General features: G+C 67.4%; 22 protein-coding genes and 1 tRNA gene. 12 read left to right on the plus strand and 11 right to left on the minus strand.

Translation table 11 applies throughout. From position 1 onward, the window contains the following. Nucleotides 1–297: 297 nt before the first annotated feature. The 3 genes from LI94_RS02125 to LI94_RS02135 all read left to right on the plus strand — a co-directional run bounded on the left by LI94_RS02125 (nt 298) and on the right by LI94_RS02135 (nt 2877). Nucleotides 298–1530, plus strand: coding sequence for a class I SAM-dependent methyltransferase (locus LI94_RS02125; protein ID WP_024440671.1), 1233 nt, complete (start codon nt 298–300; stop codon nt 1528–1530). A 70-nt stretch (nt 1531–1600) separates the two neighbouring features. Then, on the plus strand, nt 1601–2488 hold the full coding sequence (locus LI94_RS02130; protein WP_024440670.1) for a decaprenyl diphosphate synthase: 888 nt from the start codon (nt 1601–1603) through the stop codon (nt 2486–2488). After that, nucleotides 2488–2877 (plus strand): hypothetical protein, encoded by a 390-nt coding sequence (locus LI94_RS02135; RefSeq protein WP_046300148.1) that lies wholly within the window; start codon nt 2488–2490, stop codon nt 2875–2877. The genes LI94_RS02130 and LI94_RS02135 overlap by 1 nt, the downstream gene beginning before the upstream one ends. A 5-nt stretch (nt 2878–2882) precedes the next feature. Here LI94_RS02135 and LI94_RS02140 read toward each other — a convergent pair whose 3' ends face one another. Beyond that, the gene (locus LI94_RS02140; protein ID WP_024440668.1) at nt 2883–3275 is read right to left on the minus strand and encodes a Fur family transcriptional regulator; all 393 of its coding nucleotides are present in this window, start codon (nt 3273–3275) and stop codon (nt 2883–2885) included. Next, nucleotides 3272–3628 carry a metalloregulator ArsR/SmtB family transcription factor gene (locus tag LI94_RS02145; RefSeq protein ID WP_046300149.1) on the minus strand — a complete coding sequence of 119 codons (357 nt, stop codon included), beginning with the start codon at nt 3626–3628 and terminating at the stop codon, nt 3272–3274. The genes LI94_RS02140 and LI94_RS02145 overlap by 4 nt, the downstream gene beginning before the upstream one ends. Before the next feature lie 150 nt (nt 3629–3778). On the opposite strand from LI94_RS02145, the gene LI94_RS02150 reads away from it, so the two are divergent. Next, the gene (locus tag LI94_RS02150; RefSeq protein WP_192830892.1) at nt 3779–5173 is read left to right on the plus strand and encodes a glycine--tRNA ligase; all 1395 of its coding nucleotides are present in this window, start codon (nt 3779–3781) and stop codon (nt 5171–5173) included. Nucleotides 5174–5179: 6 nt separating this feature from the next. On the opposite strand, the gene LI94_RS02155 is transcribed toward LI94_RS02150, so the two are convergent. Next, nucleotides 5180–5929 carry a hypothetical protein gene (locus tag LI94_RS02155; protein WP_046300151.1) on the minus strand — a complete coding sequence of 250 codons (750 nt, stop codon included), beginning with the start codon at nt 5927–5929 and terminating at the stop codon, nt 5180–5182. Between the two features lie 15 nt (nt 5930–5944). Then, nucleotides 5945–7951: a TPM domain-containing protein gene (locus tag LI94_RS02160; protein ID WP_046300152.1), complete on the minus strand. Its 2007-nt coding sequence runs from the start codon at nt 7949–7951 to the stop codon at nt 5945–5947. Nucleotides 7952–8086: 135 nt separating this feature from the next. On the opposite strand from LI94_RS02160, the gene LI94_RS02165 reads away from it, so the two are divergent. After that, nucleotides 8087–9340, plus strand: a complete 1254-nt coding sequence (locus tag LI94_RS02165) for a deoxyguanosinetriphosphate triphosphohydrolase (protein WP_024440663.1) — start codon at nt 8087–8089, stop codon at nt 9338–9340. 83 nt (nt 9341–9423) lie between these two features. Here LI94_RS02165 and LI94_RS02170 read toward each other — a convergent pair whose 3' ends face one another. After that, nucleotides 9424–10191: a sensor domain-containing protein gene (locus LI94_RS02170; protein ID WP_024440662.1), complete on the minus strand. Its 768-nt coding sequence runs from the start codon at nt 10189–10191 to the stop codon at nt 9424–9426. A 150-nt stretch (nt 10192–10341) separates the two neighbouring features. Between LI94_RS02170 and dnaG the strand changes: the two genes are divergently transcribed. Further along, nucleotides 10342–12270: a DNA primase gene (gene dnaG, locus LI94_RS02175; RefSeq protein WP_024440661.1), complete on the plus strand. Its 1929-nt coding sequence runs from the start codon at nt 10342–10344 to the stop codon at nt 12268–12270. An 11-nt stretch (nt 12271–12281) separates the two neighbouring features. Here the strand turns inward: dnaG and LI94_RS02180 are convergent, their stop codons facing one another. Continuing rightward, nucleotides 12282–12539 (minus strand): hypothetical protein, encoded by a 258-nt coding sequence (locus tag LI94_RS02180; protein ID WP_024440660.1) that lies wholly within the window; start codon nt 12537–12539, stop codon nt 12282–12284. A gap of 134 nt (nt 12540–12673) precedes the next feature. Between LI94_RS02180 and LI94_RS02185 the strand changes: the two genes are divergently transcribed. Beyond that, nucleotides 12674–12749: transfer RNA gene (locus LI94_RS02185), tRNA-Asn, on the plus strand. Nucleotides 12750–12768: 19 nt separating this feature from the next. Here LI94_RS02185 and LI94_RS02190 read toward each other — a convergent pair. Further along, the gene (locus LI94_RS02190) at nt 12769–13161 is read right to left on the minus strand and encodes a hypothetical protein (protein ID WP_024440659.1); all 393 of its coding nucleotides are present in this window, start codon (nt 13159–13161) and stop codon (nt 12769–12771) included. Nucleotides 13162–13211: 50 nt separating this feature from the next. After that, nucleotides 13212–15167: an acyl-CoA dehydrogenase gene (locus LI94_RS02195; RefSeq protein ID WP_046300153.1), complete on the minus strand. Its 1956-nt coding sequence runs from the start codon at nt 15165–15167 to the stop codon at nt 13212–13214. A gap of 154 nt (nt 15168–15321) precedes the next feature. Between LI94_RS02195 and LI94_RS02200 the strand changes: the two genes are divergently transcribed. From LI94_RS02200 to LI94_RS02210, 3 genes are all read left to right on the plus strand, one after another. Then, nucleotides 15322–16356, plus strand: a complete 1035-nt coding sequence (locus LI94_RS02200; RefSeq protein ID WP_239651137.1) for an esterase-like activity of phytase family protein — start codon at nt 15322–15324, stop codon at nt 16354–16356. Between the two features lie 198 nt (nt 16357–16554). Then, nucleotides 16555–17244, plus strand: a complete 690-nt coding sequence (locus LI94_RS02205; RefSeq protein WP_046300154.1) for a TetR/AcrR family transcriptional regulator — start codon at nt 16555–16557, stop codon at nt 17242–17244. Further along, on the plus strand, nt 17244–17909 hold the full coding sequence (locus tag LI94_RS02210; RefSeq protein WP_046300155.1) for a TetR/AcrR family transcriptional regulator: 666 nt from the start codon (nt 17244–17246) through the stop codon (nt 17907–17909). The genes LI94_RS02205 and LI94_RS02210 overlap by 1 nt, the downstream gene beginning before the upstream one ends. A gap of 5 nt (nt 17910–17914) precedes the next feature. Here LI94_RS02210 and LI94_RS02215 read toward each other — a convergent pair whose 3' ends face one another. From LI94_RS02215 to LI94_RS02225, 3 genes are all read right to left on the minus strand, one after another. After that, on the minus strand, nt 17915–18280 hold the full coding sequence (locus LI94_RS02215) for a PAS domain-containing protein (RefSeq protein ID WP_024440654.1): 366 nt from the start codon (nt 18278–18280) through the stop codon (nt 17915–17917). A 411-nt stretch (nt 18281–18691) separates the two neighbouring features. Then, nucleotides 18692–20500 carry a GGDEF and EAL domain-containing protein gene (locus LI94_RS02220; protein WP_046300175.1) on the minus strand — a complete coding sequence of 603 codons (1809 nt, stop codon included), beginning with the start codon at nt 20498–20500 and terminating at the stop codon, nt 18692–18694. 201 nt (nt 20501–20701) lie between these two features. Continuing rightward, on the minus strand, nt 20702–21151 hold the full coding sequence (locus tag LI94_RS02225) for a MarR family transcriptional regulator (protein WP_046300156.1): 450 nt from the start codon (nt 21149–21151) through the stop codon (nt 20702–20704). Nucleotides 21152–21284: 133 nt separating this feature from the next. Here LI94_RS02225 and LI94_RS02230 point away from each other — a divergent pair, with 133 nt between their 5' ends. Then, nucleotides 21285–23288 carry an ABC transporter ATP-binding protein gene (locus tag LI94_RS02230; RefSeq protein WP_046300176.1) on the plus strand — a complete coding sequence of 668 codons (2004 nt, stop codon included), beginning with the start codon at nt 21285–21287 and terminating at the stop codon, nt 23286–23288. Further along, entirely contained in the window at nt 23285–24091 is an 807-nt protein-coding gene (locus LI94_RS02235) for an energy-coupling factor transporter transmembrane protein EcfT (protein WP_046300157.1), read from the plus strand. The genes LI94_RS02230 and LI94_RS02235 overlap by 4 nt, the downstream gene beginning before the upstream one ends. The last annotated feature ends 22 nt before the right edge of the window (nt 24092–24113 follow it).

Below are 24113 nucleotides of genomic sequence, written 5' to 3' on the forward strand. Positions count from 1 at the left end.
ACGGTGGTGCCGGTGGTGCCGGTGGTGCAGGTGGTGCAGGCGGCCAACCCGGCCTGGGTGGTGCCGGCGGGGCCGGCGGCGCGGCCGGACCCGGTGGAACACCGGGCCAGCCCGGCCAGCCCGGCCAGCCCGGGCAGCCCGGGTAGACCGGCCACGCTCACTGAGCCGGTTCGGCACAACCGTTTCAACCACCGGGCGGCGTGCTTCGATGTGAGCCGCGTCGCACCGGCACAACCAGCCCCCGCTAAAGTCTGATCCGATCCGGCGGGGGGCAATTCGACAAGGAGCCACAAAGAAGTGACCGATAATCCACGCGCAGACGTCGTCTCCCGGCAGTACGAGCGGTGGACCTACCCGCCGCCCATCAACGACCTGCAGGCATGGTCGGCCGGAAACTGGGAGTGGTTCGACCCGAGCCACGCGCACCGGGTGCTGTGGCCCGATCGTGAATACCGCCCTGACCTCGACATCCTGATCGCGGGTTGCGGCACCAACCAGGCGGCGGTCTTCGCCTACAACAACCCGCAGGCGCGGGTGGTGGCCGTCGACATCAGTGCGTCGTCATTGGGGCACCAGCAGTACCTCAAGGACAAGCACGGGCTGTGGAACCTGGAGCTGCACCAGCTGCCGATCGAGGAGCTGTCCACGCTCGACCGTGACTTCGACCTGGCGATCTCGACGGGCGTGCTGCACCACATGGCCGACCCGAAGGTAGGCATGAAGGCGATCGCGGACCGCCTGCGGCCCGACGGCGTCGCCGGCATCATGCTCTACGCGCGCTACGGCCGCATCGGCATCGAAATCCTGGAGACGGTCTTCCAGGACCTCGGGCTGGAACAGAACGACGAGTCGATTCAGACCGTCCGTCAGGCCATCCGCCTGCTGTCGCAGGACCACCCGGTCCAGCCGTACCTCAAGATCGCCGGCGACCTGGCCTCGGACTCGGGTCTGGTGGACACGTTCCTGCACGGTCGGGCCAAGAGCTACGACGTCGACGGCTGCATCGACCTGGCCAAGTCGGCCGGCCTGGACTTCCAGGGCTGGCTGCTCAAGGCGCCGTACTACGCCCACGATGTGGCGGTGCCGTCGGCCGGCTTCTACGACAAGGTGAACGCCTTGCCGGAGGAGAAGATCTGGTCGGTGATGGAGCGCATCCACACCCTCAACGCTCGGCACTTCTTCATCGCCACGCGGCCCGAGCGGCCCAAGAGCAGCTACCAGATCGACTTCTCGACGCCCGAGAGCCTCGACTACGTGCCGCTGTTCCGTTGGAAGTGTGGCTTGAACGGCAACGAGATCTTCCGCTCGGGCTGGCGCATGCCGCTGAACCCGGCGCAGCTGCCGTTCGTTCAGAGCATCGACGGTCGTCGCAGCATTCGTCAGATCGCCGCGGACCTGGCGCAGGCCGCCGGCCCGGCGCGCGGCAGTGCGGCGGACCTGGAGAAGTTCGGTCGCAAGTTGTTCCAGTCGCTGTGGCGCCTCGACTTCGTCGCGATCGATCTGAGTGCCGGTTCCCGATCGTCGGCATAGCCGGTAAGCCGCCGCGGCGACCGCATGGTCGCCGCGGGCGGCTCCGGCCCGGTCGGGCAGGATAGGGCGCATGGTGTTGCATCGGGCCAATCGGAAGCCTGCCTTCCCCCAACTGCCCGCGGCACCCGACGACTATCCGGTGTTCCCGGACAAGTCCACCTGGCCGGTGGTGTTCCCGCAGCTGCCGTCGCCGCCGGGCGGGGGGCCGTGTCGCCCCCCACAGCACACCTCCAAGGCTGTTGCCCCGCAGATCCCCGCCGAGGCGCTGCCCAACCACGTTGCCGTGGTCATGGACGGCAACGGCCGCTGGGCGACCCAGCGCGGGTTGGGTCGCACCGAGGGGCACAAGATGGGCGAGGCGGTGCTCATCGACATCACCTGCGGTGCGATCGAACTCGGTATCAAATGGCTGACCGTGTACGCGTTCTCCACCGAGAACTGGAAGCGCTCCGCTGAAGAGGTGCGCTTCCTGATGGGCTTCAACCGCGAGGTGGTGCGCCGGCGCCGGGAGAATCTCAACGCGATGGGCGTGCGGATGCGCTGGGTGGGTTCGCGGCCGAAGATGTGGCGCAGCGTGATCAAGGAATTCGAGATCGCCGAAGCCATGACCGTCGGCAACGACGTCATCACCATCAACTACTGCGTCAACTACGGGGGCCGCACCGAGATCGCCGAAGCTGCCCGGGCCATCGCCGAAGAGGCGGTGGCGGGCAAGCTGAACCCGAGCCGGATCAACGAGGCCACCATCGCGCGGCATCTGCACCGGCCCGACATGCCCGATGTGGACCTGCTGATCCGCACCTCGGGGGAGCAGCGGTCATCCAACTTCATGTTGTGGCAGGCCGCCTACGCCGAATACATCTTCCAAGAGAAGCTGTGGCCGGACTACGACCGCCGCGACCTGTGGGAGGCCTGCGAGCAGTACGCTTCTCGGCAGCGCCGGTTCGGCACGGCCTGATGACGGACCTGGCCGATCGCCTCACCGCGGTGCTCGCCGAGGTGGTGACCGTTAACGCCGAGCCGGACGGCGCGCTGACCGTCCGCCATGACGGCACACTGGCGTCGTTGCGGGTGGTGCCGATCGCCGAAGACCTTGAGCTGGTGTCGCTCACCCAGATCCTGGGGTGGGATCTGCCGCTGACCAAGCAGCTGCGTGAGCGCGCCGCCGAGCAGGCGGCCCTCAGTCAGCTCGGGACCGTGACCCTGGTCGAGAAGGCCGCCGAGTCCGCAGATGTGATGCTGCGCTACAACTTTCCCGGATCGGGCTTGACCGACGACGCGCTTCGCACACTGGTGCTGTTGGTGCTGACCAAGGGCGTCGATATCCGGGACGCGCTGATCGGCTGACGAACTCAGTTCCGGCAGTCGGCGCAGGTGCCGAAGATCTCGATGGTGTGCCCGACGTCGGAGTAGTCGTGCTCGGCGGCGATGCGGGCCGCCCACTCCTCGACCTCGCGGTCGCCCACCTCGACGGTGGCCCCGCAGTCCCGACACACCAGGTGGTGGTGGTGATGCTCCGAGCAGCGCCGGTAGACCGCTTCGCCGGTGTCGGATCGCAGCGTGTCGACCTGTCCGGCGGTGGCCATGGCCTGCAACGTGCGATAGACGGTGGTCAGGCCGATGTTCTCGCCGCGCTCACGCAGCGCGTCGTGCAGTTCCTGGGCCGACCGGAAGTCCTCGACGGTCTCCAGCAACGCCGAGATCGCCGCTCGCTGCCGGGTGGAGCGCACACCGGGGGCGGTCAACGGTCCTCACCGGCATGGGCTACGGCGTCGATGGCGATGTGCGCCAAGTGATGATCGGCCAGCCGGTAGAGCACTTCGCGGCCGGAGCGTTCCCCGGCGACCACCCCGGCGGCCTTGAGGATCTTCAGATGCTGACTGACCAGGGGCTGGGGGACTCCGAGCGCGTCGACGAGTTCATGCACGCAGCGATGCGACTCCTGCAGTTGCAGCACGATCGCGATGCGCACCGGAGCGGCCAGCGCACGCAGCAATTCCCCAGCGGCGTCGAGGATCTCCCGAGGTGGTGTCGCGGGGAAGGCAGGACCGGTGTGTTGGTGGCCGTCGGCCACCAGGCCAGACGCTGAGGAGGGCACAGCACCACCTCCGCACGTGTTGGAAATCGTTTTCAGCTGGCTTCCACTGTTCCATGCGTGATGATGCATGTCAAAGAACTTGGGCGGTATCGATACGATGACTGATGTTTTGCGTGTCGGCGTTGCCGGCGCGGTCCCGTCAAGACAGGAGTGCACCCCCTCGTGGCGTCCATCATCGACACCGTTGCCAACCTGGCCAAGCGACGTGGCCTGGTCTTCCAGTCGGGCGAAATCTACGGCGGCACAAAGTCGGCGTGGGACTACGGCCCACTCGGGGTGGAACTCAAGGAGAACATCAAGCGACAGTGGTGGCGCTCCGTCGTGACCTCCCGCGACGACGTCGTCGGCTTGGACAGTGCGATCATCCTGCCGCGGCAGGTGTGGGTGGCCTCCGGTCACGTCGCGGTGTTCAACGACCCCCTGGTGGAATGCCTCAACTGCCACAAGCGGCACCGGCAGGACCACATGCAGGAAGCGGTGGCGCTGAAGAAGGGCGGCAACCCTGATGACGTGCCGATGAGCGAGATCGCCTGCCCGGACTGCGGTACCAAGGGCGAGTGGACCGAGCCCCGCGACTTCAACATGATGCTCAAGACCTACCTGGGCCCCATCGAATCCGAAGAGGGCCTGCACTACCTGCGGCCCGAAACGGCGCAGGGCATCTTCGTCAACTTCGCCAACGTGGTGACCACGGCACGCCGCAAGCCGCCGTTCGGCATCGGCCAGATCGGCAAGAGCTTCCGCAACGAGATCACCCCGGGCAACTTCATCTTCCGGACCCGCGAGTTCGAGCAGATGGAGATGGAATTCTTCGTCGAGCCGTCCACGGCCAAGGAATGGCACCAGTACTGGATCGACACGCGCCTGCAGTGGTACGTCGACCTGGGTATCAAGCGTGAGAACCTGCGCCTCTACGAACACCCGCTCGAGAAGCTGTCGCACTACTCCGCCGGCACCACCGACATCGAGTACAAATTCGGCTTCACCGGCAACCCGTGGGGTGAGCTGGAAGGCATCGCCAACCGCACCAACTTCGACCTGACCACGCATTCGGAGCATTCCGGGGTGGACTTGTCGTTCTATGACCAGGCATCCGACACCCGCTACGTGCCTTACGTGATCGAACCGGCAGCCGGCCTGACCCGCTCGCTGATGGCCTTCCTGGTGGACTCCTACCACGAGGACGAGGCCCCCAATGCCAAGGGCGGGGTGGACAAGCGCACCGTGCTGCGTCTTGACCCGCGACTGGCCCCGGTCAAGGCCGCCGTGTTGCCGCTGAGCCGCAACGCCGACCTGTCGCCGAAGGCCCGCGACCTGGCCGCTGAGTTGCGCAAGTCCTGGAATGTGGAGTTCGACGACGCCGGGGCCGTCGGCCGGCGCTACCGCCGCCAGGACGAGATCGGTACCCCGTTCTGCATCACCGTCGACTTCGACTCGCTCGAAGACCACGCTGTCACTGTGCGGGAGCGCGACACGATGTCTCAGGAGCGGGTGGCCATCGATGCGGTCTCCGATTACCTGGCCGTGCGCCTCAAGGGTTGCTGATCGCGTTCAGTCCCCGGCGGGTTCGGGGGCTGGCGGCCAGGCGGGCTTGAGCCAGTCGGTGCGAGCCCGCCAGGACTGCGCAGCCGCGTAGGCGAAAGCCAGGCTGGCCGCGCCCGCGCAGATCCAGGTGGGCAGTGTGAAGGTACTTCCGATCAGAACGCTGATCAGCTGGTAGGACATCGCCGCAACCTTCAAGGCGATCCAGGCCAGGTACTGGTCGGCGGAGGATTTGGAACGTGGATCGTCGCGCAGTGTCAGCAACACCCGGCCGGTGAGCCCGAACAGGTAGAGCGCGAAGACGCAGATCAGTGTCCAGTAGACCGTGAACCATGGGCCACGGGTCGCAAAGACATCCTGATACTGCGGTTGTCCACGGTCGGCTATGAAATACACGATGATCGTCAACGGCAGAACGAATTTCAGCGGCGCCTTGATGTAGCGACGCTCCCAAAGCCTGGCACGATCCTGATCGGTCAGTCGCGTCGTCAGATGCCCGAACATGGTGGCCACCGCGGCGAACATGCACAGCGCAGCAACCAGGCCGGCGACGTTCCAAACCCCGAGCACGCGGTATATGAGTGGGTCGAGCAGCCCCCACCCGACGGGGGACATGAGAAGACCCGCGCCACCGATGAAGATCAGGATGCGCGAAGGATTGGTGTCCCAGCGTGATCCCCAGGTGTGGCGGCGGACCCACAGCGCATACCCGGATGCCGCCAGGGCCGCCGCCACGGCGACGTTGATGAGATCGAACATGGGTGTACCGGAACTCTAGAACCGGCCGCCGCCGCCGAAGAAGCCCCCGCCCGAAGACGAGCCGCCGAACGAGGTGGGACTCCAGCCGCCCCCTCCACCACCACCGAAGCCGCCACCGCCGAAGCCGCCGCCACTGCCGGAGAGGATGTTGCCGATGATGATGCCGCCCAGCATGGCGCCGGTGTCGTTGCCACCGCCGCGGTCGTTGCCGTAACGCCCGTAGTAGGCGCGCTGCGCGTCCTGTACGTCGGCTTTGGCCAGCGACTGCGCCGCGGCGGCCAGGGTGGCCGCGCCGTTGGCCTGGGTGATGGCGCCCGCGACATCGGTGCTGCGCTTGTCTTGGGCGGCGTCGAGGCGGCGCCGTGCCTCGGCCAGCCGGGTGCGCGCTTCCGGGCCGACGCTACCGCGGCGGGTATCGATGTAATCGGACACGGCGCGGATGCGCGACGACGCGGTGAACAGGGCCTGCTCGAGCGTGCGAGCCAACCGTTCAGCGGCGGCGTGCTCCTCGGCGACCGTGTCCAGCAGCTGGTCCAGGTCGGCGTCCGCCTTGAGCAACGCGGTGAAGGCCCCCAGGGGATCTCCGGAGGCGCGGGCGGCGGCGACGGCCTTGACCACGCGATCACGAACAGTGACCAGCTCGGACTTATGCGTGCCCGCCCCGCGCTGCAACAGTGCGGTGGCTTGGGCGATGCCGGCTTCGGCGTCGGCGATGGTCTCGGGCAGTGTGGCGACCGCGTGACGGATGTCGCTTGCGGCATTGTCGACCGCGTCGAGCAGGGCTCGGCCCTGGCCGAGCCCCGACTCGGCGGCCCGAACCGCGTCCACCAGCTCGCTCTGCCCGCCGGTCACCGGGTGGTCGGCCAAACTGCGGGCTCGGGTGATGTTGCGTTCGGCGAAGGCGGCCCGATCCTGTGCGGTCTTGACGTTGCCGGACACCGTACTGAGCGCGGTGGCGTCGAATTGGGTGTGCAGTTCGACCAGGTGCTGCTCGGAGGCCGGGATGCGCCCGGTCAGCTCGACCAGTTGCTGGGTCAGTGTGTCGAGGCGGTCGCCGGCGTTGAGTACGAGATCTCGCAACTGCTCGAACGCGGCACGCTGGATCTCCAGTTCGCGGTCGGCCTTTGAGGCGGTGACGATCACCCCGGTCAGCAAGTCGCGCTGTTGTGCCGGCGTCTCAGGGATATCGTCGTCGAGCTGCTGGCGCACCGTGAAGGCGTGCTCCATAGCGGCCTTGGCGGAGGAGACGGCCTGCGCGAACGGTCGCACGCGTTCCGTGCCGAATTCTTCGAGGGCCAGCTCCAATTCGTTGGCGCTGGTGCGGACCGCATTGTCGACCTCGACGACTTTCTCGCGCGACAAGGCGTCCAGCGCGAACACCGGCACGTCGGACAGCGCGTTGGGGTCGGTGGGGTCGACCCGCCGGGCCGCCGCCAGTGCCGCGGCGCGGCGGCGGCGACGCAGGTGACGGACCACCAGCAGCAACACCAGGCCGGCGAGCGCCACCGTGGCCAGGGCGATCAGGATCGGTGTCCAGCTCACCTGCGTGGGTGCGGCGGCGGCGTCGAGTCCGGTGGCGGCCGCGGAGGCCGCACCGGCCCAGTCGTTGCGGTGCAGGGCCGGTTCGATCTGGTTGCGCCGCAACGCGTCGACCTTGTCCGAGCTGATCTCGGAGATGGCGTTGGAAACCAGGAAGGCGTAGCTGCGGTCGGCGGTGGCAACAGCGAGCAAGGCGTCGTTGCTGCCGAGATCGCTGAGTCGCGCCGTGCTGCGTCCCCAGTCCTCAGCGGTCTGCCCGGAGAACACCTCGACGTAGACCACCCACAGCCGGATGTGCCGGTCGGCGTAGAGCTTGTCGATCGCGTTCTGCACCTCGGCGCGATCGGACTGCGAGAGCGCCCCGGCGCTGTCGGTGATCAAAGTGGGCAGACGCATCGAAGGCTGCGCCGCAGCGCTTGGGGCTACCAGCAGCACTGCGAGGAGAAACGCCAGGGCGGCAGCGGCCAGCCGGGGAATGCGCATGCCGGTAAATCTATATGTGATCGGGGGGTGATCGACGGAATTCTGCGACCGGCCCACTCGGTTCGCAGCGGTCGGATGCCGAACTTCGGCCCGCGGTGTCATGGTCTCGGGTCGGGTCAAAATAGACTGGCCGCGGTGGCTACCAACTCCTGCGACAGCTACGACGCGCACGACCGCGAACGCATCGTGGCGGAGTCGTCGAAAACCGCCGGCCTGCCCGGAACCGGCGGCCAGCACCGCACTGACTTCGCCCGCGACCGGGCCAGGGTGCTGCACAGTGCTGCCCTGCGCCGGCTGGCCGACAAGACCCAGGTGGTCGGCCCCCGAGACGGCGACACCCCGCGCACCCGCCTGACCCACTCGCTGGAGGTCGCGCAGATCGGGCGGGGGATGGCGATCGGATTGGGCTGCGACCCTGACCTGGTGGACCTGGCCGGCCTGGCTCACGACATCGGCCACCCGCCTTACGGACACAACGGTGAGCAGGCGCTCAACGAAATCGCTGCGAGCTGTGGCGGATTCGAGGGAAACGCGCAGAACTTCCGCATCTTGACCAGTTTGGAGCCCAAGGTCCTGGGTCCGGACGGTGCGAGTGCGGGCCTGAATCTGAGCCGGGCGACGCTGGATGCGGTCACCAAATACCCGTGGTTCCGCCACGCGACAGACGGCTCGGTACGGACCAAGTTCGGCTTCTACGACGACGACCGGGAGGCCGCTGACTGGATGCGCCGCGGCGCACCGGAGGGACGCGTCTGTCTGGAGTCGCAGATCATGGACTGGGCCGACGATGTCGCCTACTCGGTGCATGACGTTGAAGACGGCGTCATCTCCGGCCGGATCGACCTGCGGGTGCTCGCCGACGCCTCGACCGTGGCCGAACTGACGCGTCTGGGCGACCCCCACGGGGTGCACGATCTGGCCGGGGCGGCTCGCCGGCTCACCGAACTGCCGGTGGTGGCCGCTGTGGGTGATTACGACGCGACACTGTCGGCGTCGGTGGCACTCAAACGGCTGACCAGTGAACTGGTCGGGCGCTTCGCCTCCGCGGCGATCACCGCCACCCACGACGCCGCCGGCCCGGGACCGCTGACCCGTTACCAGGCAAACCTGGAAGTGCCTGAACTAGTGCGGGCTGAAGTAGCCGTGCTGAAAACCCTTGCGGTGCAGTTCATCATATCGTCGGACCAGCACCGCAGGATTCAGGCCGCCCAGCGTGAGCAGGTGCACGAGGTCGCGCACCGGCTGCTCGCCACGGCACCGGAGAGCCTGGACCCGATCTTCGTTCCGGCGTTCAACGCCGCGGCTGACGACAATGCACGGCTGCGGGTGGTCGTCGACCAGATCGCGTCATGCACCGAGGGGCGGCTGGAACGCCTCGTCGCGGGCTAGTGACACAGCGGCGGGCCCGCCCCCGCAAGTAGGGGAGCGCCCAGCACCCGGCTTCGCCGTGCGTGCGGCCACCGCGGATGAACTCAGCCGAGCTTGGCGACCTTGTCCATCATCGCCCGCACGACATCGGTGCTGCTGGTCTGCGGGTCACCGGAACCACTGGCGTTCTCGGTTCCGGTGAAGGCGATCAGGACACCGACGATGCAGTTGTCCTGCAGCCCGATCGCGCGGGTGTCCGGCGCCTTAGGGCTCTTGTCCAGCACGATCGATGCGGCCAGGACATCGTCGGTGATCCGCACGTCGGTGATGTGCATCTCGGTGCCGCGGAGGTGCGGCGATCCGGCCGTGTCCGGGTCGGCCGCGTTGACCGGTTGACCGTCGCAGTGCTTCCACTGCTCGGTGAACTTATCGAACAGTTGCCGCGCGTCGTCGGCGGTGGGCAGGGCGACCACGGCCTCCTTGACGAACATCACCCGGGTGTCGAGCGGCTTGAAGCCGTCGTGAGCGGGCTCGGGGTCGATCCAGGTCTCACGCGCGTAGCTCTGGACGGGGGCCGAGGCATACACGCTTCGCTGCGCGACGTCGAGGACTCCCACGCAGTCGCCGGGGGTTGCTGAGTCGTCCATCGCCTCCAGGCCGCCGTAGGACGGCGGGCCGGTGACAGTGGTGAAGGGCTGGTCCAGCATTGCGGTCAACTCGGTGCCGTTGAGCAGCACCTGCTTGACGGTCTCGCCGGTGACGCCGGCCGCACTACGCGACCGGTCGGGCAGCACCAGCCAGGTCGTCACCGCGGCCGCGGCGAGCACGGCGACGGCGACAAGGGTCAGCAACCAGACCCGTTTCGAGTTCATTCACGCCCCTGACGCAGCAGTTGACCCGTCATTAAAACATGGGCGGTTCCGGTACCGAGGGCTGGGCAGATGGCGGCGATCCGCTTCGCCCGGCTCCGCCGTGCACGCGATCGCGGTGGTGCAGATGGCGGCGCGCTCTACACTGACCCCGTGCCAGGCCGCATCTCCGATCGCGACATCGCCGCTATCCGCGAACGTGTCCGAATCGAGGACGTGGTCGGTGACTACGTGCAGCTCAGACGCGCCGGCGCCGACTCGCTCAAGGGCTTGTGCCCGTTTCACAACGAGAAGTCGCCGTCGTTTCACGTCCGGCCCAACCACGGCCTGTTCCACTGCTTCGGCTGCGGGGAAGGCGGCGACGTCTACGCCTTCGTGCAGAAGATCGAGCACGCCAGTTTCGTCGAGGCGGTCGAGCTGCTGGCCGACCGGGTCGGCCACACCATCACCTACACCGGCGCGTCGGCGACCAACATCCAGCGCGAGCGCGGCGGCCGCAGCCGGCTGATCGCCGCCAATGCGGCGGCTGCCGAGTTCTACGCGGCGGCGCTGAGCACCCCTGAGGCCGCACCGGCGCGCAAGTATCTCACCGAGCGAAACTTTGATGCCGCCGCCGCCGAGCGGTTCGGGTGCGGTTTCGCCCCATCCGGGTGGGACGGCCTGACCAAACATCTGCTGCGCAAGGGTTTCGAGTTCAAGGAGCTGGAGGCCGCCGGGCTGTCCCGCGAAGGGCGTCGCGGCCCGATGGACCGGTTCCACCGCCGGCTGCTGTGGCCGATCCGTTCGTCGGCGGGGGAGGTGATCGGGTTCGGTGCGCGCCGGTTGTTCGACGACGACCCGATGGAGGCCAAGTACGTCAACACCCCCGAAACCACGCTGTACAAGAAGTCCAACGTGCTGTTCGGCCTGGACCTGGCCAAACGAGACATCGCCCGCGGACACCAGGCGATCGTCGTCGAGGGCTACACCGATGTGATGGCAATGCATCTGGCAGGCGTCACCACCGCGGTCGCCTCGTGCGGTACCGCCTTCGGCGATGAGCACCTGGCGATGCTGCGCCGACTGATGATGGACGACAAGTTCTTTCGAGGTGAACTGATCTACGTCTTCGACGGCGATGCGGCGGGCCGTGCCGCCGCGGTCAAGGCGCTCGAGGGTGAGCAGCAGCTGGCCGGACAGTCATTCGTCGCGGTCGCCGCCGACGGCATGGATCCGTGTGATCTGCGCCTGGCACACGGCGACGAAGCGCTGCGCGACCTGGTGGCACGCCGCACCCCGCTGTTCGAGTTCGCGGTGCGCACCGCGCTCGCGGAGATGGACCTGGAGACAGCCGAGGGCCGGGTCGCTGCGCTGCGCCGTTGCGTGCCGATGGTCGCTGCGATCAAGGACCCGACGCTGCGCGACGAATACGCGCGCCAGCTGGCCGGCTGGGTGGGCTGGGACGACGTCGCGCAGGTGATCGGCCGGGTGCGTGCGCGGGCCAAGAACGAGGCCAAGGGCGATGCCAAAAGCAGCGGGCCGGCTCGGGACCGTCCGGCGTCTCCCGCGGCCGCCGGCCCGGCCGAAAAGCCGGCGGTCGCCCGACCGAACCCGACCGATCCGACGTTGTGGCCGCAGCGTGAGGCGCTCAAAGCGGCTCTGCAGTACCCGGCGCTGGCCGGGCCGGTGTTCGACACCTTGACGGTGGAGAGCTTTACCCACCCCGGCTATGCCGCGGTGCGCTCGGCGATCGATGCGGCCGGGGGGACGGCGGGAGTGGCCGGCACCGGCGGCGCGCAGTGGATCGAGACCGTGCGCGAGCAGACGCCTTCGTCGCTGACCACCGCGCTGATCCACGAGTTGAGCGTGGAGGCCATCCGCGTCGATGAGGACAAGCTGCCGCGCTATATCGGCGGCGTGCTGGCCCGCCTCCAGGAGGTGTGGGTGGGCCGCCAGATCGCCGAGGTCAAGTCCAAACTGCAGCGCATGTCTCCGGTGGAGCACAGCGACGAATACCACGCGCTCTTCGGCGATCTGGTGGCCATGGAGGCCTACCGGCGAAGCCTGCTGGAACAGGCCAGCGGCGACGATCTGACCGCCTGAGGTCGCGGAGCTCACCGCCGCGGGTTGTCGTCGTCTGGCTCCTCCGGCCGCACCACGGTGATGCCGTCCTCGAGTTCGGTCAGCGTCACCATCGTCGGATCGGGATGGATCCGGTCGGCGATGCTGCGCCGTCCTTTGTCGATCAGCGCCTTGGCGACCGGGCTGCTCGTCACCGCGTGATAGGTGCTGACAATCTGCTCGTAGCGGCGGCGGCCGGCTTTGGTGCCCATCACGTAGCCGACCCCCATCACCACGACATACCCGATCAATGCGGCCCCTTAAAACAGTCGATGCAGTGCTTCCATCCTGCCTCACGCGGTGCGACGGGGGCCGGGTGCGACCCCCGTTGCACCGCGGTGGTTTCGGTATGCGCTAGAGTCTTGCAAGTCCGCGAGGACAGCAATCCCCTGTAGCTCAATTGGCAGAGCATTCGGCTGTTAACCGGAGGGTTGGTGGTTCGAGTCCACCCGGGGGAGCCACGTTTGAGGACGGCGGCGTTTAGTCCAGCCGGGGAATCGCCGACGGACCCGCCTGCGAAGGCGGCTGCTGCGGTGCGAACATCGCCGGCGCCTGCTGTGGCTGTCCCTGCTGCTTGGCGGCACGGGCCTGGGCGAGCGCGTTGACCAGCGGATTGTTGGCCATCATCTCGCGACGCTCTTCTTCGCTGAGCTCGTAGATCGCCCACGCGCCCCAGGCGGCCGGCCGCACGTACACGGTGACCTGCTGGCGGCCGTTGTTGAAGACGGCGGGAACTGCCACGGCCCGGTCGGTGGCCGCGAAGGTGGCCATCTCCTCGGTGATCCGCTCGAGATCAGCGGTTTCGTGCAGCTCATAGGTGGGCGCTTGCACGCCCTTGGTGGGGGTGGCATTCAGGGCGAGGAACCACGCCATGAGAGGTACTCCTTTGTTCGGTCTGGGGTCCAGACAGCCTATAAAGACGGCTACCCGGTGGACGCACCGGCGGGCGGTACCGACAGGTGTTCGGGGTGCAGCATCTCGGCGTACCGCAATTCTTCGGGGATGCCGAACCCGTCGATCAGAGTCTGGGCGTGCGGGCGCAATTTCCGGCACCGGTCATTGATGCCGCGGGTGACGGCCTTGGCTCGATCGGTGGACAGATACCGGTGCTCGATGAACCAGGCTTTGTCGTCCTCGATGACGCTGAGCGCGTAGAGGTCGCACACCAGCTCCAGCAGTTCGCGGGCGTCGGGATCCGGGCAGGAGTCGATCCCGGCGACGAACGCCTCCAGCACGACGCGGTCGATGTGCGCGGTGGCCGCATGCAGCAGGTGGTCCTGGACCGCGTTGAAGGCATCGAAGTCGCTCATTTCCTGGGCCTTGCCTCTGAGCCGCCGTGCCACCGAGGTCAGCAGATATTCCTCGCGGTCTTCGAACATGTGCACCTGGGTGCCGCGGTTGAACAGGCTGCCCTCCTCCTCGCTGTCCTGCCGGGCGTCCACGATGGTCTGGATGATCGTCTCGGCGGCAGTGCGTTTGAGCACCCGATCCCCGACAGTCTCAGCCGCGAATCGCACCCACCCGACTGGGCTCATGTCGGCGATGTCGTCGGCGTAGGTGGTCAGCAGCTGCTTGGCCACCAGTTGCGTCAGCACGTGGTTGTCGCCCTCGAAGGTGGTGAACACATCAACGTCCGCGCGCAGTGCGATCAGCCGGTTCTCGGCCATGTAGCCGGCGCCGCCGCAGGCCTCGCGCGCCTCCTGGATGGCCCGGGACGCGTGCCAGGTGTTGGCGGCCTTGAGCCCGGCTGCTCGTGCCTCCAGTTCGCGTTGTTCTTCGGCGTCGGGTTCGTCGGCGGTCTGCAGATCATGGCAGCGACCCACCAGCTCGTTCTGGGCGAACTGCAGGGCATAGGAGCGGGCAATCAGCGGGAACAGGCGGCGCTGGTGAACCAGGTAATCGATGATGAGCACCTCGTGTTCGATCCCGTCGTCGCTTGGGGCGCTGAACTGCCTGCGCTGCAACGCATATCGGGTAGCGATGTCCAGGGCGACCCGGGCGGCGGCGCCTGCGCTTCCGCCCACCGAGACCCGCCCTCGGATCAGGGTGCCGATCATGGTGAAGAACCGCCGGCCGTCGCTCTCAATCGATGACCGATAACTGCCGTCCGGTTCGACATCGGCATAGCGATTCAGCAGGTTCTCCCGGGGCACCCGAACATGGTCGAAGACGATGCGTCCGTTGTCCACTCCCGGAAGGCCGCCTTTGTAGTGGCAGTCCGAGGTGACCACACCGGGCAGGTCGTTGCCCTGCGCGTCGCGGATCGGCACCAGGAAGCAATGCACACCGTGACTTTCGTCACCGGTGATGAGCTGGGCGAAAACCGCCGCAACGGTGGCGGTTTCGGCGGCTCCACCGATGTAGTCCTTGCGGGCCGACCCCGTGGCGGAGTCGATCACGAATTCCTGGGTGGCCGGGTCGTAGGTGGCGGTGGTCTCCAGCGACTGCACGTCGCTGCCGTGGCCGGTCTCGGTCATCGCAAAACAACCGAGCAGGTCGAGGTCGATGATCTTCTCGACGTAGGCGCGGTGGTGTCGTTCGGTGCCCAGGTTCTCCACTGCGCCGCCGAACAGCCCCCATTGGACCCCGGCCTTGACCATCAGCGACAGATCCGACATCGCCAACATCTCGATCATGGTGATCGCCGCGCCGACGTCGCCGGTGCCGCCGTGTTCCTTGCGGAAACTGTCCGCCGCCACGCCGGAGCCGGCCATGATCCGGAGTTGTTCGGCGACCTTGGCGCGGGCGATTGCCGTGTTCGGTGTGTAGTGCGGACGAAACTTCTCATCGCACAGAGTGGCCCGGACCTGGTTTTTCACCGTCCGCCAGCGGCCGTCCAAAGTGTCGCGCAGGGCATCGGAAGTGGTCACCTCATGCACCGTATCCAGGTGAGGCCGCCGGTAAACCGCGTTTTAGATTACCGAGGTGCGTAGGACGTGGAGCCGGTTACCGGCGCTGTGCGGTGCGCTGCTGACCGTTGGTGCTGCACTTGCGGGTTGCACGCCGTGCGAGAACCCCACGACGACCGCCGGACTGCAGTATCTGGGCCAGGCACCACTGGCACCGAACACCAGGTTCGCCGGCACTGTCGTGGGTGGCCTGTCCGGAATCAGCTACGACCCGGGCCGTGATTGCTACTACGTGATCAGCGATGACCGCTCGGCCAACGGCCCCGCCCGCTTCTATACGGTGCGGCTCACGGTGTCCGACCGCGGCGTCGACGGGCTGGCGGTCAGTGCCATGAACCCGCTGCTGGACTCCGACGGGCGCCCGTTCGAGCCCCAGGCCTTCGATGCGACGCCGCCCATCATACCGCCGGACCCCGAAGGCATCGCCTTCGATGCCGGCCGCCAACGGTTGTATTGGTCCTCAGAGGGGGAGCGGCGCACCGACGGCCCACGCGGTGCGGTGTTGGCCGACCCGTGGGTGCGTATCGCCGGGCTGGACGGTAGCTACCTCGGCCGGTTTACCCTGCCGACGCAGCTGGCGATGTCGGCGCAGCCCACCGGGCCGCGCCGCAACACCACTCTCGAGGGCCTGACGGTGACCGACGACGGACGGATGCTGTTCGCCGCAATGGAGGGCCCGGGGTATGACGACGGCCCGCTGCCGGATCGCGACCGGGGTGCGCTGACTCGCGTCACCGCCTACCGCCTCGACGCCGACGCTCCGGTCGCGCAGTACGCCTATCCGCTGGAGCCTGCGGCCGTCCCGGCCAAAACCAACGGCCTCACTGATCTGGTGGCACTGTCGGACACCGCGTTCTTGGTGATCGAGCGTGCGTTCAGTGACCGCCCGACGGTACGCCTGTTTCGCGCCGAGATCGCCGATGCAACCGATGTGCTCGGTATGCCGGCGCTCGCGGCTGCAGCCGTGACTCCGATGACCAAGACGTTGGTGGCCGACTTGTCCACCACACCCGGGCTGGATCCGCTGGACAACATCGAGGGGTTGACGCTCGGCCCACGGCTGCCCGATGGCCGGCAGACCGTGGTGCTGGTCAGTGACGACAACTTCTCACCGCGTCAGGTAACCCAGTTCGTCGCCTTCGCGATACCCGCCGGCTAGCCGGACAACGGTGATCGCCGGTGCGACAGCCTCGACAGACCGAATGCAATCTGGCACCACGGAATTGGCGTTTTTCAGAATGCCAGCAAAGCTGAATGACGATTTACAGTATAGAAATGAGTCAACTTCGTCATTCGACTGATACCGTAACCCGGGTGTGGTACGACTGCTGGTCAGCGACGAGGCTGAGATCACGCGTTGGCTGAGTCGACCGACCGGCGCGCCGATGCGACGCGCCAGCAGATCATCCGTGCCGCTGCGCATCAGTTCGCCCAGCGGCCATTTCACGACGTCGGCCTCGACGACATTCTGGCTGAAGCAGAATTGACCAAGGGTGCGATGTATTTTCATTTCCGATCTAAGCACGCGCTGGCCCTGGCCGTCATCGACGAACAACTCGCCAAGACGGGCACAGCGATGCGGGCATTGGTGGACCGCAAGCTTTCCGGCTTGGAAACCCTGCTTGACGTGGGCTACCTCATGGCGGTCGAAGACCTCACCAGTGACGGTGCCCGAGCAATGCTGCACCTGCTGCCGGTCGTCGGCGGCGCCGAGGGGTTGCAGGCCACCGTGCTCAACAATGCGATTCAGGCGCTGAGCGTGGTGACCGAGCGGGCGATCGCCGAAGGCGACGTCCTCGACCGCGATCCGCGCGATGTGGCCCGGATGATGGTGGCGCTGTACCTGGGCTTGCGACAGGCCGGCAATCTCGATGAGCCCGAACAGTTCCTGCATGAGTTGGAGCGGGTCTGGTCGGTTGTGCTGCCCAGTGTGGTGCCTGCCGATCGCATCGAATATTTCGTTCAGTTCGTTCGTCGGCGTACTGCGTTGGCAGTCAAGACCACGGCGGTGGCGAAGTCGGCGGTGCCCGAAGGGGAGGCTAGCTGATGGCGCGCCAGGTCCGGTCCGAGGCGACTCGGCGCAAGTTGCTCGATGCGGCCATCGACGTCTTCGGCGAGGCCGGCTACGTCGCTGCCGGGCGAACCGCGATCATCGAGCGGGCCGGGGTGACCAAGGGGGCGCTCTACCACCACTTCGACTCGATGGATTCGTTGGTGACGGCCATCATCGAGGGCGGTTTCGCCACGGTGTTGACCACGTTTCGGAGCATGTGTCAGCCGTCCTCACCCGCTTTGGAGGGGATGATCCACGGCATGTTCGCCGTCACGGAGTTGTTGTCCGTCGACAAGGAGGCGCGGGCGGCGGGTCACCTGGTCTTCGCCCTGGCCGAATCCAATGAATTGGGGGCTGAGGTCGGCGGCGAATGGGCGAACGCGGTCGCCGCTCAGACCGCGCGCGCGATCGCCGAGGGCGACCTCCGCGAGGAGCTCGACGCCCGCCAGGTTGCCGAGTCGATCACCTCGGCGATGCTTGGGACGTGGCTGTTGACGCACTATGCCGGTGACAGCATCGGCCGGGTGACGCGGATGTGGGAGACGCTGCTGCCCGCCATCGTCGTGGCCGACTCACTGCCCTATTTCCGGCAGTTCCTGGCCCGCAACACGCTGCGCTATCAGAACGGCGGCGACGGCGCGTCGGCCACCGGGCGCTGACAGCGCTAGCGTTCCTCCAGCCAGAGCTGCTCGGTGAGGTCTTGGAACGTGGCGAGCGCAACCCGGTCGTCGGCACGTTCGAGCGCTGACTTGCTCATCAGGGCGCGCACCGTCGAGCCGTCCCGATGTTCCAGGGAGACAACCAGATTTGCCAGCGAATGCATCACCGACAAGGCCGATTCCTCAGCCGGTGGAACCTGGCCGAAGATCTGCCGGAATTCCAGGGCCAGCACCTCTTCCTGGGTGTAGCCCAGCATGGCGGCGAACCCGCTGTTGGCGAACAAGATGGTGCCGTCGTCGGCGATTGCGAGCACCGGAACGGGGATCCGCTCGAGCGCGACCAGGGCCGGCAACTGCCGCAGCGTGTCCATCGGTGCCTGAGGGGTTTGCGCGTTCCGCCGTCGCTCCATGGCTCTGATTATGACGGGCGCCGCCGAGGGCGTGGGCGGTGTTGGCCACGGCCGGGCACGGACCGCGTCGCCCCGACACATAGACGATCGACGTGACGAGACGCACAGTCTCGTATTGATTGAACATCATCCAAAAGGTATGTACTATCTCCGGTTATGCGAGGGATTGGTTTGTACGGATCGGGCGCGCTGCGGCGTGCGCCGAGGCCGTCGAGTTCCTCCCGAAGCTTCGCCCGGGGCACCTTGAGGGGTCCGCATCGCCGTGTGTCGCCGCACGCCGAGCCGCGTTGGTGCACCGCACCGACTGCCGCGCTCGCCGGCAGGCAGACGGGGGTGCGGTTGTGTGCCACTTTCTACCGGGCGATGTTCTTGTCAGATCACCAAAGCTTGGCTGTCGGCCAGGAAGGGCATCGCCATCCAGCGTGACGCCAGCATTGCTTCGGCGGCGGGCCCCGGCACCGGGCGGGAGAACAGGAAGCCCTGCGCGCGGTGACAGCCGTGCCGCATCAAGGTGAGCGCGGCCGCCGACGTTTCCACACCCTCGGCGACCACCTGCAGACCGAATGCCTCGGCCAGCGCGATGATCGCTCGGACAATGGCGAGATCGCCCGGATTGACGCCCAATTCGCGCACGAAGACGGTGTCGATCTTCAGGGTGTCGACCGGCAGATCTTTCAGATGTGACAAGACGGCGTAACCCGTGCCGAAGTCGTCGATGGCGATCTGCACCCCGGCTTCGCGCAGTTCCGCCAGGGTTCGACGGGTGCTCTCGATGTTCTGCACCACCGCCCGCTCGGTGATCTCCAGGCACAGCGAGCCGGGACGTAGGCCGAATTCGTTGATGGTTTCCACCACGTTCTGGACGAAACCGCGGGCGGCCAGCTGGATGGGCGAGACATTGACGCGCAGCGTCGCGCTGGTCCGGACGCCATTGGTCTGCCATTGGCTGAATTCTGCGCACGCGGTGCGCATCACCCACCGGCCCAGATCATCGGCCAGGTTGGCGGATTCGGCGATGCTGATGAACGAACTCGGCAACAGCAACCCGCGGGTGGGATGACGCCAGCGCACCAGCGCCTCCACTGCCACGATCGCGCCGCTCCACAGATCGACCTCGGGCTGGTAGTACAACAACAACGACTCGTCATCGATCTTGCCCTGCATGTGCAGTTCGATGTCCTTGCGGAACAAGCTCTTCAAGGACATATCGTCGGTGGAGCTGACGGTCTGGTTGCCGCCGCCGCGTTTCGCCGCCAAGACGGCCTCGTCGGCGCGGTGCAGCAGACCGGCGCTGGTGTCTTCCCCGGGTAGCCCGACGGTCACGCCCACACTGACCGTGCTGTTGACCGTATGGCCCTGGATCTCCACCCGTTCGCGAAGCGCGCCCTGCAGTCGGTCGGCGAAGGTCTCGGCGCTGGCCATCGACATCGGCCAGTCCGGGATGACGACGAATTCGTCCCCGCCGATGCGGGCCGCCATGGTCCGGTTTCCGGCGTACGCACGCAGTCGCCGGGCGAAGTCCTGGATGAACCAGTCGCCGGCGGCGTGACCGAGGTAGTCGTTGATCGGCTTGAGCCGGTCGAGGTCGATGTAGAAGACGCCGACCGGACCGGGCTTGCCGGCGACGAGTCGTTCGGACAGGTGAGCGACCAGCGCACGACGATTGTGCAGGCCGGTCAGGTCGTCGTGGTCGGCCAGATAGCGCAGCCGCTCCTCGGCCGCGACACGGGCCTGCAACTGCGCGAACAGCGAGGCGATCGCCTCGATCGTGTTGAGCTCTTCGGGACGCCACTTGGGTCGGCGAAACTTGACCAGGCCAAGCATGCCGATGGTCACCGGACCGGAGATCAGTGGCGCGGTGGCGACCGACAGCGATTCGATGGCGTGGTCCATCGACATCTGGCGCACATAGCCGGACTCGTTCGGCTCCGGCCGGATAACCGCCACCCGCTTGCCATGCGCGCAGGTGGTGAAGACCGGATCGGCGGTGGTGAACGAGACGACCGCCAACGGGTCGGGCTCCGGGGCGTTCGGGCGCGGCGGCCATTCGGCCACCAGCTTGGAGGCTCTGATCTCGTGGTCGTTGTGACGCAGGAATCCGGCGTCGACGTTGAGTTGCTCCACCAACGTCTGCAGCACGCGTTCACTGACCGCAGCAGCCGTCGACGGTGTGGTAGCCATCAGTTGGGCGGCGATCGAGGTGACCAGCGCCAATCTATCCGCCACGATGTCCTTCCCCCGAAGACCGGCAGCCCAGTGGGCGAGCCGCGAGGGCCGCAGGAGGCCTAGCTTCGCTTCGGGCCGATGCCGCTGTTGAGCATATGCGAAAAGCCCCTCAGGCTGGAAACTTCTCAGTGGAACTACGGCCCGATTGCGAGGGTGTCAGCGGGCCGGTCGGGTCGGCCCGGCCTCGGCCAGGAATCGGTGAAGCACCTCGACGGCGTCGGCAAGTGTCTGGCGGTCTTCGGTAGAAAGCCGGTCCAATTCGGGGTCCAGCGCCGCCGCCCGGTCCTGGCGGACCCGCGCCATGGTGTCCACGCCCTTATCGGTGATCCGGATCAACACGGCTCGGGCATCGAGCGGGTCGGGGGTGCGGGTGGTCAGCCCGGCGTCCTCGAGTCGGCGCACCTGGGTGGTCATCGTCGGCTGGGAGCAGTGGTCCACCGCCGCCAGGTCGGAGATCCGGGCCACGTCGAGGTCCTCGATAGTGGACAGAAGTCGCGCCTGTGCGGCCGGGATGGGCAGTGCGACTCGTTGGGTAGCGAGCCGGTTGAGCCGGGAGACAACGCTGAGCAAATCGGCTCCAAGGCTGGATTGGGCGGGGGCTACCATCGGGCCAGTATTTCACAAGCGTGCACGAAAGTGGACCACGTCGGTCCGCTCAGCGTGGGACGCTCCGAGCGACTGGCAGAATCGACGGGTGACCAAGACCGGCCAGGGCGAGAACCGAGTCCGGGCGCGGTCGATGCAGCCCTTCGAGATTGCGCAGGCCGCTGTGATGGCGGCGCTGTGCGCGGCGACGGCGATCATCGCGGTCGTGGTCCCCTTCGCCGCTGGTCTGGCGATGCTCGGCACGGTGCCGATGGGGCTCCTGGCCTACCGCTACCGGATTCGCGTGTTGATCGCCGCCACCGTCGCCGCCGCGACCATCGCGTTTCTGATCGCAGGGATGGGCGGCTTCATGACGGTGGTGAACAGCGCCTACATCGGCGGCCTGACCGGCGTCATCAAGCGGCATCGTCGCGGCCTGCCCACCGTGATCGTGGCCTCCGCGGTGGCCGGCGGCATCTTCGGCACCGTTATGGTGCTGGCGCTGACCGTGTTGTCCCGGCTGCGCCACCTGATCTTCGACGCGATCACCGCCAATGTGCACGGGGTCGCGGCCGCTATGGCGCGGATCCCGCTGCCGGAATTCCAGCGGGCCGCTGAGGATTTGAACGGGCTCCTCGGGGTGCTGCTGCATTACTGGCAGTGGCTCATCCTGGCTCAGATGACTATCGGCGTCATGACCGTCTCGCTGCTGGGGTGGTGGGCGTTGTCGCGGGTGCTCCACCGGCTCCGTGGGGTGCCCGACGTGCACAAACTGGACCTTCTGGCCGAGAGCGGTCCAGTAGCGCCGGTCCCGGTCCGGCTGGATCAGGTGCGGTTCCGCTATCCGCAGTCCGACCATGACGCCCTCGGTCCGGTGAGCCTGGAAGTCGTCGCCGGCGAGCATGTCGCGATCACCGGCGCCAACGGGTCGGGCAAGACCACCTTGATGCTGTTGCTGGCCGGGCGGCCCCCCACGGCTGGCACCGTTGAACGCCCCGGCGCGGTGGGGCTTGGTGCGCTCGGGGGCACCGCGGTCGTCATGCAGCATCCCGAGAGCCAGGTGTTGGGCACCCGGGTCGCCGACGACGTGGTGTGGGGCCTGCCGCCAGGAACCAGCACCGACGTCGAGCGGCTGCTCGGTGAGGTCGGCCTGGCGGGCTTCGCCGAGCGCGACACCGGCGGCCTGTCCGGCGGCGAGCTGCAGCGGCTGGCCGTGGCGGCGGCGCTGGCCCGCGAACCCGCACTGCTGATCGCCGACGAGGTCACCAGCATGGTCGACCCGCAAGGACGCGAGGTGCTGTTGGGCGTGTTGTCGGAGCTGGCCGGCTGCTCCGGCCGGCGCTGCACCTCCTTGGTGCACATCACCCACTACAACGACGAGGCCGGCAGCGCCGACCGCACCATCGACCTGTCCGGATCCCGCGACAACACCGCCATGGTGGAGACCGCCGAGGTTCCCGCCGCATCCGGTGGCGGCGCCCCGGCACACGTGGGCGAGCCGGTGCTCGAATTGTCCGGCGTGGGGCATGAATACGCCAGCGGCACACCGTGGGCCAAGACCGCTCTGCGGGACATCAGCTTCAGCGTCGACGAAGGCGATGGCTTGTTGATCCATGGCGGCAACGGTTCGGGCAAGTCCACCCTGGCCTGGATCATGGCCGGCCTGACCACGCCGACCGCCGGCCGCTGCCTGCTCGGGGGTCGGCCCGCCGACCAGCAGGTGGGGGCCGTCGCGCTGTCATTCCAGGCGGCTCGCCTGCAGCTGATGCGCAGCCACGTTGGTCGGGAAGTGGCTTCTGCCGCGGGCTTTTCGCCGCGTGACCACGCCAAGGTCAGCGCCGCGCTGGCTGCCGTCGGCTTGGACCCGGCGCTGGCTGGACGGCGCATCGACCAGCTCAGCGGCGGCCAGATGCGCCGGCTGGTCCTGGCCGGCTTACTGGCCCGGTCGCCGCGGGCGCTGATCCTCGACGAGCCGCTGGCCGGCCTTGACGCCGCCAGCCGCGACGGCTTGCTGCGACTGCTGGAGGATCTGCGGCGGCAAAGTGGTCTGACGGTGGTGGTCATCTCGCACGATTTCGCCGGCCTGGGCGACCTGTGCCCACGGACCCTGCACCTGCACAACGGTGTCTTGGTGTCGGCGCCGGCAGGTGCGGCGTGACGCGGGAGGCGCGCAGCGCCCCTCGGCCGGTGGTGCTGCTGCGGCCGGTGCCCGGCGACTCGGCCGTGCACCGACTGTGGGCCGGGACGAAGCTGGTCGTGGTCTTCGGCATCTCGGTGCTGCTGACCTTCTACCCCGGCTGGGTGACGATCGGTGCGGTGGCGCTGCTGGTATTCGGCGCGGCCCGGATCGCTCGCATTCCCAAGGGCGCGCTGCCGTCAGTGCCGCGCTGGCTGTGGGTGTTGCTGGTGGTCGGCGGTGGGACCGCGGCGATGTCCGGCGGTGATCCGGCCGGCCTGGGCGGGCTGTTGTACTTCCTGCGGATCACCGCGCTGTCGATCGTATTGCTGGGGCTGGGCGCGATGGTGTCGTGGACCACCAATGTCGCGGAGATCGCTCCCGCGGTGGCCACGCTGGGGCGACCGTTGCGGCTGCTTCGCATTCCCGTCGATGAGTGGGCGGTGGCGTTGGCGCTGGCGCTGCGGGCTTTTCCGATGCTCGTCGATGAGTTCCGGGTGCTCTATGCCGCGCGGCGCCTGCGGCCCCGGCACCGGCCGCGGACCCGGCGGCAACGCCTGCGCCACTGGGCACGTGAGGCCATTGACCTGATGGCTGCGGCCATCACCGTGACTCTTCGCCGCGCCGACGAGATGGGCGACGCGATCACCGCTCGTGGTGGCATCGGCCAGATTTCGGCGTCGCCGGCGCGGCCCGGGTGGACCGACCTGGTGGCACTGGCGGTGGTGGTCGTGATGTGCGGTGCGGCAGTGGCTGTTGAACTGACCGTGTTGACGACGCCCTGAGAGCCGGAACGCGCTCACGCAG

The sequence above is a fragment of the Mycobacterium sp. UM_Kg27 genome (genome assembly GCF_000972905.1).
GTDB lineage: Bacteria > Actinomycetota > Actinomycetes > Mycobacteriales > Mycobacteriaceae > Mycobacterium.

What these genes read in the sequence shown, in the direction of transcription:
- LI94_RS02160 (WP_046300152.1), bottom strand. Translation starts at nt 7,951, where the DNA reads ATGCGCATTCCCCGGCTGGCCGCTGCCGCCCTGGCGTTTCTCCTCGCA.
- LI94_RS02210 (WP_046300155.1), top strand. Translation starts at nt 17,244, where the DNA reads ATGGCGCGCCAGGTCCGGTCCGAGGCGACTCGGCGCAAGTTGCTCGAT.
- LI94_RS02170 (WP_024440662.1), bottom strand. Translation starts at nt 10,191, where the DNA reads ATGAACTCGAAACGGGTCTGGTTGCTGACCCTTGTCGCCGTCGCCGTG.
- LI94_RS02220 (WP_046300175.1), bottom strand. Translation starts at nt 20,500, where the DNA reads ATGGCTACCACACCGTCGACGGCTGCTGCGGTCAGTGAACGCGTGCTG.
- LI94_RS02130 (WP_024440670.1), top strand. Translation starts at nt 1,601, where the DNA reads ATGGTGTTGCATCGGGCCAATCGGAAGCCTGCCTTCCCCCAACTGCCC.
- LI94_RS02190 (WP_024440659.1), bottom strand. Translation starts at nt 13,161, where the DNA reads ATGGCGTGGTTCCTCGCCCTGAATGCCACCCCCACCAAGGGCGTGCAA.
- LI94_RS02225 (WP_046300156.1), bottom strand. Translation starts at nt 21,151, where the DNA reads ATGGTAGCCCCCGCCCAATCCAGCCTTGGAGCCGATTTGCTCAGCGTT.
- LI94_RS02135 (WP_046300148.1), top strand. Translation starts at nt 2,488, where the DNA reads ATGACGGACCTGGCCGATCGCCTCACCGCGGTGCTCGCCGAGGTGGTG.
- LI94_RS02155 (WP_046300151.1), bottom strand. Translation starts at nt 5,929, where the DNA reads ATGTTCGATCTCATCAACGTCGCCGTGGCGGCGGCCCTGGCGGCATCC.
- LI94_RS02230 (WP_046300176.1), top strand. Translation starts at nt 21,285, where the DNA reads ATGCAGCCCTTCGAGATTGCGCAGGCCGCTGTGATGGCGGCGCTGTGC.
- LI94_RS02215 (WP_024440654.1), bottom strand. Translation starts at nt 18,280, where the DNA reads ATGGACACGCTGCGGCAGTTGCCGGCCCTGGTCGCGCTCGAGCGGATC.